Below are 8,056 nucleotides of genomic sequence, written 5' to 3'. Positions count from 1 at the left end.
TTTTTGTTGCACTATATTTTACAATTTATCATAAAAAAACAATCATTCTGCTAAGAAGAGCGACTTAGAGAATGATTGTTTTTAAAATGTTTTACATAAAATAGACAATAGCAAGATATTGAAGTGCAGAAGCAGTTAGGATAAAGAGGTGCCAAATCATGTGGAAATATGGTTTTTTCTTAGCATAAAATCCTGCACCAACAGTATAACAGAGTCCTCCAGCTAACATCAATCCCCAGAAAATAGGTCCCGTTTGACCAATGATTTGCGGAATGATCAGAATCACTAACCAGCCCATAATAAGATAAAGTGCCAAGCTAAATTTTTCATTAACTTTTTTAGCAAATATTTTATACAAAATACCAAAAATGGTCGTTCCCCATTGAATTGTGATAATAAGATAACCCAACCAATTGTTCATAAGAGATAGTACGACTGGCGTATAACTTCCCGCAATAGCAATGTAAATCATTGAATGATCGATGATCCGTAGAATATACTTATGCGTAGAACCATAGCTCATTGAATGGTAAATCGTTGAAGAAAGAAACATCAGAAATAAACTGATGACAAAAATTGAAACTCCGACAGCTGCAAGCATACCATGTTCTTCATAGCTGTAAATGGCTGAGATAGGAAGCAGTACTAACATAACCACAGCCCCAACAGCGTGAGTGACAGCATTGGCAATTTCTTCCCCGAAGCTGAGTTGTTTGCTGAGTTTAAGCGTTTGATTCATTTGTTTTACCTCTTTCTAAGGCTAGAGCTAATTTTTTTGTTTGATGAAATAATTTCACCGTTTGGCAAGCTGCTTCAATAGCAGGTGCGACTGTGTCAGCTTTTTCTTCTTGCATGCAATTAACAAATTCATTATAAAGAGTGGCCGAATCTTTTTCGTCTACCAGAAGTTGAATCGTCTTGATAATATCTGGTATTGGAAAGACAGGTTTTAACGTCGTCAATACAATCAGACGAGCAATCTGTACACGATTGTATTTTTTCTTAATTGGCTTTGGAATGTGGGCGTGTTTCACATAATTATTGACCATAGCAGCCGTTAAAGGCTTATCCGTGCTATGAAATGCTTGTTCGTTGACACCATTCACATAGAGGAGAACCTGATCAAGATAAAGATCTAACTCTGGTAGTTCTTCCCAAGTTGGGAATTTTGTGATTTCCAAAATATCCACCTCTTTCTTATCTAGTCTTAATAACTAGATTATATGATAACAATTGTCTAATGTCAAGAGAAAAATCATTTGTTCTGCAAAATAACTTTTGATACAATAAGATTATGAAAATTTTAATTCCAACTGCAAAGGAAATGAATCTTAGCCTTAAACCTCATGGCAAGTGTTTTCTTTCAGAGCAAACAAAAACAATTGTAGCTAGTCTGTCACAGTATTCTATTGAAGAATTAGCAGATTTCTATCATATTGGTCTGGAACGAGCAGAAGAGGAGTATGTTCATTTTCAACAATTAAAAAATGGGCAAGCCTTGACTTACCCAGCACTACATTTATTTGATGGTCTTATGTATCGAAACATCAAAAGAAGTGATTTAACGGAGAAAAAGTCGAGGTATGTAGACAAGCATTTGTTCATCACTTCTGGTCTATATGGTGTTATGCCAGCTATGGCGTTGATTTCACCTCATCGATTGGATTTTTCAGCGAAATGTACTATTTCTGGCAAAAGCCTAAAAAATTATTGGCGCAACGATTATGATGCAGCTATTTCAGGTGAGGAAATGATTTTGTCTCTGTTATCAAATGAGTTTGAGACGGTGTTTTCCAAATCTGTGCGTGATAAGATGCTTCGGTTTAAATTTTTAGAAGATAGAGAAGGAAGTTTGAAAGTTCACTCAACTATTTCTAAGAAGGCGCGAGGGCAATTTTTAACAGCTTTAATTGAAAGCCAAGTAAGAAGCAAAGAAGAAATCAAACAATTGCAATTTGCAGGCTTTGCTTTCCGAGAGGATTTGTCTACGATAAATACCTATGTCTTTGTTAAGGAGTAAAATAAAAATGGAATGATGTAAAAGTGTCATTCCATTTTTTGCTTATTTTAGTCAATAGCAGCTAATAATGCTTCAGCTTGAGCTGCGAGTTCAGCTTGTTTTTCTTCGGAAACTGTCAGTTGACCAGTTCCCCAGGCTTCTGGGTTTACAGCAACACCAGTAAATGGTTCAACAACTTTCATGCGAATAAATGGAAGAAGGCTGCGATAATGTTTGAAAACTTCATCTGGAGAAGTTCCATTGGTTACTGAGGAAACTGTTACAAGTTTTTCATTAAGAGCAGAAGGCCCTGATGGGTTTGAAAGGTCAAGTGCACGTGATAGCCAATCTAAGAGATTTTTAACAACTCCTGGAATTGCCCAGTTATAGGTTGGTGAGAAGAGCCAGATAGCATCAGCAGCGAGAATTTCTTCACGAGCTTTGGCAACAGCCGCAGGAGCTGGGCTTTCAATATCCTGGTTGAAAAATGGAACATCTTTGAAATCAAGATAAGAAACTTCAGCTTTGTCAGCAAGAATGTTTTCAGCCTGAGAAGCTAACTGATGGTTGAATGAGCCTTGGCGAAGAGACCCGACGATAAATAGTACTTTTTTAGACATATAAGTCACTCTCCTTTTCTTTTGTACCTTTTTATGTTACAACAAATATCACTAGTTAGCAAGAAATTAGCTCAAATTTTTAAATTTCTTTAAAATTCGAATCAAATCTTCTTTATCTTGCTCTGTTAAAATCCTTAATCCTTGCTGGATATTTTGAATATGCTCTGGAAGAACCGCTTCAATTTTACTACGTCCTTCTGGTGTCAATCCGACTAAAAAAGAACGTCGATCAGATGGGTCACAGGTACGAAAAATCCAACCGTCCCGTATCATATTTTTGATGACAACGGTCATATTTCCAGATGTCGCAAGCATTTTATCAATTAAGTCTTGAATGCGTAAGTTCCCTTTGCTATAAAGGGTTTCTAAGACTGAAAATTGAGTTGGAGTCAATTTGTGTTGCTTTGCCGCTTGATTTTCAAAAGGTCGAATCGTGCGAATAGCTTTATTTAAAACAATCATTGTTTTTAAATCAAGACGATTTTCTTGAAAAAGTTTTGTTAGTTTGTCCATAACTGTATTTTATCAATAAGTAGTAATAAAATCAAATTTTAGAAAAAGATAGAAAAAAATCCTTATTTATAGTATAATGGACGAGTGAAAAATAGAAGAAAAAATGATAGAAATTTCATTATTTGGCAATATATTATCGGAAGTATGATAGTTTTGGTCGTTCTCACTTTTTCTTTTCTTTACATTTTAAATCTATCTATGGATCCTTACCAATCAGCTAAGGTAACGGCTAGTAGAATTGCTCGTCAATATGCGGATTTGGATAAAGTGGATCGCTTTGCTATTTATAACGGTGAAAAAAGTTATTATAGTCTTTTGGGGAAAAATCGTAAAAAGACGCAGCTTGCTGTTCTAATAGAAGCAGATAGTGATAAAATCTATACTTATGAGTTGTCCAAAGGGATTAGTCAAGAAAAAGCAAAACAAATCGCTAAAGAGAGTGGTGCCAAACAAATTGATAAAGTGACATTTGGCTATGTAAAAGAGCAACCAATCTGGGAAGTCAAGTCTGGAACAATTTATTATAATGTTGGATTTGAAACAGGAACATTGCTCAGCAAGGAGGGGCTATGATATTATCAAATCGTGTTTTAGATATGGAAGAAAGTGTAACCTTAGCAGCAGCAGCGCGCGCAAAAGCTTTAAAAGCACAAGGTCGTGATATCCTTTCGCTGACTTTGGGAGAGCCAGATTTTCCAACTCCGAAGAATATTCAAGATGCTGCTATCTCTGCAATAAAAGACGGTAGAGCTAGCTTTTATACGGTTACCAGTGGTCTGCCTGAATTAAAGGAAGCAATTGTAGCATATTTTGCAAAATACTATGGTTATACGATTAAACCAAATCAAGTGACCGTTGCAACGGGTGCAAAGTTCTCCCTTTATACCTTTTTTATGAGTGTCATCAATCCAGGTGATGAAGCGATTATTCCGGCACCGTGCTGGGTTAGTTATGGCGACCAGATTAAGATGGCAGAAGGGGTACCAGTTTTTGTTCAAACGACAGAAGCAAATCATTTCAAAGTGACCGTTGAGCAATTAGAGGCTGCTCGAACAGAGAAAACGAAAGTTTTGGTGCTCAATTCTCCTTCTAATCCAACGGGAATGATTTATACTGCTGAAGAGTTATTAGCGATAGGTAATTGGGCTGTAGAGCATGATATTCTCATTTTGGCAGATGATATTTATGGCCGCTTGGTTTACAATGGAAATGAATTTACACCGATTTCAAGCTTATCTGAAGCTATTCGCAAGCAGACAATTGTTATCAATGGTGTATCTAAGTCGTATTCGATGACTGGTTGGAGGCTGGGTTATGCTGTTGGAGAACCAAAAATCATTGCAGCGATGAGTAAAGTGGCTGGACAAACGACTTCTAATCCAACCGCTGCTTCCCAATATGCGGCGATTGAAGCTCTAAAGGGTCCTCAAGATACTGTTGAAATCATGTGTCAGGCTTTTGAAGAACGTCTCAATACCATTTATCCTTTGCTTGCAGAAGTTCCTGGCTTTGAAGTGGTGAAACCGCAAGGAGCGTTTTACCTCTTTCCAAATGTAAAAAAAGCAATGGAAATGAAAGGCTATTCAGATGTGACAGAATTTACAACAGCTATTCTAGAAGAAGTAGGTGTCGCTCTTGTAACGGGTGCTGGCTTTGGTGCGCCAGAGAATGTTCGCCTGAGCTATGCGACGGATATGGATACCTTGAAAGAGGCCGTTCATCGTATCAAGGCGTTTATGGAGGGTTAAAAAATGATCGATCATTTTACCCTTAAGGTAAAGAATTTAGAAATTTCTAAAGCTTTCTATCAAGCCACTTTAACTCCTTTAAATTATCACCTTCAATTTGATACGGGGCAAGTCGTTAATTTCACAGAACCGCGAGATGTGGATCCAGGTGGTGATTTTTGGCTAAATGTTGGTCAACAAGAGTCGATGCATTTTGCCTTTAGTGCTCAAACTTGTCAAGAAGTAGATGCTTTCTATCAAGCAGCTTTGGCTGCTGGAGGAAAGGATAATGGTGCACCTGGCGAACGTAAAAATACTATGCGGCTTTTGTGATAGACCCAGACGGGAACAACATTGAGGCTGTTTATCATAAAAAATAAAATAGAAAAGAGAAAAAACGTGTTAACAAAATATACTTCAATTATGGATGTTAAAAATCATGTCGGAGAAGAAGTGACGATTGGTGCTTGGGTTGCCAATAAATCTGGAAAGGGAAAGATTGCCTTCTTGCAATTGCGTGACGGTACAGCTTTTTTTCAAGCTGTGGCTTTCAAGCCAAATTTCCTTGAAAAATTTGGTGAAGAAGAGGGTTTGAATAAATTTAATATCATCAAACACTTGAACCAAGAAACAGCTGTTTTGGTAAAAGGAATCGTCAAAGAAGATGAGCGCTCAAAATTTGGATATGAATTAGACGTGACGGATATTGAAATCGTTGGAGAGTCCAATGATTATCCTATCACACCAAAGGAACACGGAACAGACTTTTTGATGGATCACCGTCATTTATGGCTACGTTCACGCAAGCAAATGGCAATTATGCAGATTCGCAACGCAATTATCTATGCTTCCTATGAATTTTTTGACCGCAACGGCTTTATCAAATTTGACAGTCCGATTTTATCAGGAAATGCAGCGGAAGATTCCACAGAGCTTTTTGAAACAGATTATTTTGGAACCCCTGCCTTTCTAAGTCAATCTGGGCAACTTTACTTAGAAGCAGGTGCTATGGCACTTGGTCGTGTATTTGACTTTGGTCCTGTTTTCCGTGCCGAAAAATCTAAAACACGTCGTCATTTGACAGAATTCTGGATGATGGATGCAGAATATCCATTTGTTACTCATGATGAGTCGCTTGATCTTCAGGAGGCTTATGTGAAGGCTTTGATTCAAGGAGTTTTGGATCGTGCACCACATGCGCTTGAAGTGTTGGAACGTGATACTGATCTTCTTAAAAAATACGTAGCAGAACCCTTCAAACGTATTTCTTACGATGAAGTAATTGACCTCTTACAAGAACACGAAAATGATGAAGAAGCTGAGTATGAGCATATCGAACGAGATGATGATTTCGGGTCACCACACGAAACTTGGATTTCAAACTATTTTGGTGTGCCAACTTTCGTTGTGAACTACCCTGCTAGCTTTAAGGCTTTCTATATGAAACCTGTTCCTGGTAACGAAGAACGTGTGCTTTGTGCAGACCTTTTAGCACCAGAGGGCTATGGAGAAATCATTGGTGGTTCAGCTCGTGAAGAAAGCTATGAAAAATTATTAGCGAAGATTGAAGAAAATGGTCTGAACCCTGATGACTATGCTTTCTATCTAGATCTTCGTAAATATGGTTCAGTTCCTCATGCTGGATTTGGACTTGGTTTGGAACGTATGGTGACATTTGTTGCAGGAACGAAACACATCCGTGAAGCCATTCCATTCCCACGTATGCTCCACAGAATTGAGCCTTAGGAAATGTAAAAACGCCGATTGGCGTTTTTTTAAAATTAAAAGAATATGAAAAATGAATAAGTTATAAAACTGAACGGAAAGTTCGATTTCTTCTTAGTAAAGGAAAAAGTATGTTTAGGAGAAGTTACAAAAGAAATATTCCTCTTATGGCAGGAGTGGAATTCTTAGGATTTTTAGGTATTACGAGTTTTTGGATTTTATTCCTCAGTCAAAATGGTATGTCTTTACTGCAAATTGGGCTGTTAGAGAGTATTTTTCATGCAACAGGCATCATTTTTGAAATTCCGTCAGGCATGTTGGCAGATCGATTTTCTTATAAGACCAATCTGTACGTAAGCCGCTTGACTAGCATTTTATCATCTATTTTAATGTTGACAGGGCAAGGGGATTTTTGGATATATGCAATGGCAATGATAATCAATGCTTTGTCTTATAACTTTGATTCAGGAACGAGCTCTGCACTGCTATATGACTCTGCTGTAGAAGCTGGTTTAAAAGACCGTTATTTGAAAATATCAAGTTTGATGTCAGGTGTTTCTGAGGCAGCAATCTCTTTAGGAACGGTACTAGCGGGGTTATTTGTACATGGATATTTGTATATTACCTATTATATCATGATTGCGGTTTCTATTATTGTTTTAATTCTGATTTGGTTGATAAAAGAACCAACAATGAAAAAGAAAAATGACGAAGTGTTGACGATGAAAAAAATTATCTTGATTGTGAGAGAAGAGATGAAAAATAATCCCAGTCTTTTTACATGGATGATGATTTTTCAATTTGTTGGAACAATAATGTGCATGTTTTACTTTTACTATCAAAAACAATTGCCAGACTTGGCAGGATGGCAGATTTCGACAGTTATGTTGATTGGTAGTGTCTTAAATATTTTGGCAGTTTCTCTTGCTAGTAAGATTGGGAAAACATGGCATTCTTTTCGGATTTTTCCAGTAGTTGTCAGTTTGACAGGAGCAGCTTATGTACTGTCATTTTTGGGGACACCATTCATGTATATTATTATTTATTTGGTAACGAATGCTCTGTATGCCATGTATCAACCGATTTTTTACAATGATTTGCAACAGTATTTACCAAGTTCAGCCAGAGCGACCATGTTAAGTGTTGCTTCAATGATGTTCAGTTTAAGCATGATTATCATTTTTCCGATTGTTGGTTGGCTGATTGACAGTTTTGGCTTTGATCAGACTTTTATTGGATTAGGGCTAGTTCTTATCTTGCTAACGCCGCTTTTAGTGATTGTTTTTCAAATGATTCGTAAACAATTGAAATCAATCAAAAATTAGTCCATTATTTAATATCTACAGAAGTGATTTATATCTAATTTTTAATGAATACAATCAGTTGTTGCTGCTTATGATAAAAACAGCAAATATAAGGAAAATTATATACTTATTTTTTGCCCTGTTGTAAAATGAAGTGCAACACAGAAG

At 36.9% G+C, this 8,056-nt stretch carries 9 protein-coding genes and 1 pseudogene; 6 read left to right on the top strand and 4 right to left on the bottom strand.

The features are described 5' to 3' along the window. Positions 1-91: 91 nt before the first annotated feature. Together HMPREF2984_RS04275 and HMPREF2984_RS04270 are read right to left on the bottom strand one after the other, a co-directional pair. The gene (locus HMPREF2984_RS04275; RefSeq protein WP_049533155.1) at positions 92-739 is read right to left on the bottom strand and encodes a PAQR family membrane homeostasis protein TrhA; all 648 of its coding nucleotides are present in this window, start codon (positions 737-739) and stop codon (positions 92-94) included. Beyond that, on the bottom strand, positions 723-1,181 hold the full coding sequence (locus HMPREF2984_RS04270; protein WP_049533154.1) for a DUF1836 domain-containing protein: 459 nt from the start codon (positions 1,179-1,181) through the stop codon (positions 723-725). Before HMPREF2984_RS04270 ends, HMPREF2984_RS04275 begins: the two co-directional genes overlap by 17 nt. 113 nt (positions 1,182-1,294) lie before the next feature. On the opposite strand from HMPREF2984_RS04270, the gene yaaA reads away from it, so the two are divergent. Next, complete coding sequence (gene yaaA, locus HMPREF2984_RS04265; RefSeq protein ID WP_003042208.1) at positions 1,295-2,020, top strand: peroxide stress protein YaaA; 726 nt, start codon at positions 1,295-1,297, stop codon at positions 2,018-2,020. Between the two features lie 47 nt (positions 2,021-2,067). Here the strand turns inward: yaaA and HMPREF2984_RS04260 are convergent, their stop codons facing one another. Together HMPREF2984_RS04260 and HMPREF2984_RS04255 are read right to left on the bottom strand one after the other, a co-directional pair. Beyond that, positions 2,068-2,619, bottom strand: a complete 552-nt coding sequence (locus HMPREF2984_RS04260) for an NADPH-dependent FMN reductase (RefSeq protein WP_070670587.1) — start codon at positions 2,617-2,619, stop codon at positions 2,068-2,070. Positions 2,620-2,685: 66 nt separating this feature from the next. Next, on the bottom strand, positions 2,686-3,132 hold the full coding sequence (locus HMPREF2984_RS04255) for a MarR family winged helix-turn-helix transcriptional regulator (RefSeq protein WP_003029623.1): 447 nt from the start codon (positions 3,130-3,132) through the stop codon (positions 2,686-2,688). Positions 3,133-3,216: 84 nt separating this feature from the next. Here HMPREF2984_RS04255 and HMPREF2984_RS04250 point away from each other — a divergent pair, with 84 nt between their 5' ends. The 5 genes and pseudogenes from HMPREF2984_RS04250 (at position 3,217) to HMPREF2984_RS04230 (ending at position 7,909) form a co-directional block, all read left to right on the top strand. Continuing rightward, positions 3,217-3,705 carry a cell wall elongation regulator TseB-like domain-containing protein gene (locus HMPREF2984_RS04250; protein WP_049533153.1) on the top strand — a complete coding sequence of 163 codons (489 nt, stop codon included), beginning with the start codon at positions 3,217-3,219 and terminating at the stop codon, positions 3,703-3,705. Then, complete coding sequence (locus HMPREF2984_RS04245) at positions 3,702-4,880, top strand: pyridoxal phosphate-dependent aminotransferase (RefSeq protein ID WP_049533152.1); 1,179 nt, start codon at positions 3,702-3,704, stop codon at positions 4,878-4,880. Before HMPREF2984_RS04250 ends, HMPREF2984_RS04245 begins: the two co-directional genes overlap by 4 nt. Before the next feature lie 3 nt (positions 4,881-4,883). After that, a pseudogene (locus HMPREF2984_RS04240) lies at positions 4,884-5,239 on the top strand (VOC family protein). Positions 5,240-5,282: 43 nt separating this feature from the next. After that, complete coding sequence (gene asnS, locus HMPREF2984_RS04235) at positions 5,283-6,605, top strand: asparagine--tRNA ligase (protein WP_049533165.1); 1,323 nt, start codon at positions 5,283-5,285, stop codon at positions 6,603-6,605. A gap of 110 nt (positions 6,606-6,715) precedes the next feature. Continuing rightward, positions 6,716-7,909, top strand: coding sequence for an MFS transporter (locus tag HMPREF2984_RS04230; RefSeq protein WP_049533151.1), 1,194 nt, complete (start codon positions 6,716-6,718; stop codon positions 7,907-7,909). The last annotated feature ends 147 nt before the right edge of the window (positions 7,910-8,056 follow it).

The sequence above is a fragment of the Streptococcus sp. HMSC066E07 genome (assembly GCF_001814695.1).
Taxonomy (GTDB): domain Bacteria; phylum Bacillota; class Bacilli; order Lactobacillales; family Streptococcaceae; genus Streptococcus; species Streptococcus hominis.
The sequence above is the reverse complement of the archived record's forward strand: the minus strand, read 5'-3'. Positions and strand labels throughout refer to the sequence as shown.

Bases quoted from the DNA above. Each gene is read 5' to 3' on its own strand.
- HMPREF2984_RS04275 (WP_049533155.1), bottom strand. From the start codon at position 739: ATGAATCAAACGCTTAAACTCAGCAAACAACTCAGCTTCGGGGAAGAA.
- yaaA (WP_003042208.1), top strand. From the start codon at position 1,295: ATGAAAATTTTAATTCCAACTGCAAAGGAAATGAATCTTAGCCTTAAA.
- HMPREF2984_RS04260 (WP_070670587.1), bottom strand. From the start codon at position 2,619: ATGTCTAAAAAAGTACTATTTATCGTCGGGTCTCTTCGCCAAGGCTCA.
- HMPREF2984_RS04255 (WP_003029623.1), bottom strand. From the start codon at position 3,132: ATGGACAAACTAACAAAACTTTTTCAAGAAAATCGTCTTGATTTAAAA.
- HMPREF2984_RS04245 (WP_049533152.1), top strand. From the start codon at position 3,702: ATGATATTATCAAATCGTGTTTTAGATATGGAAGAAAGTGTAACCTTA.
- asnS (WP_049533165.1), top strand. From the start codon at position 5,283: ATGGATGTTAAAAATCATGTCGGAGAAGAAGTGACGATTGGTGCTTGG.
- HMPREF2984_RS04230 (WP_049533151.1), top strand. From the start codon at position 6,716: ATGTTTAGGAGAAGTTACAAAAGAAATATTCCTCTTATGGCAGGAGTG.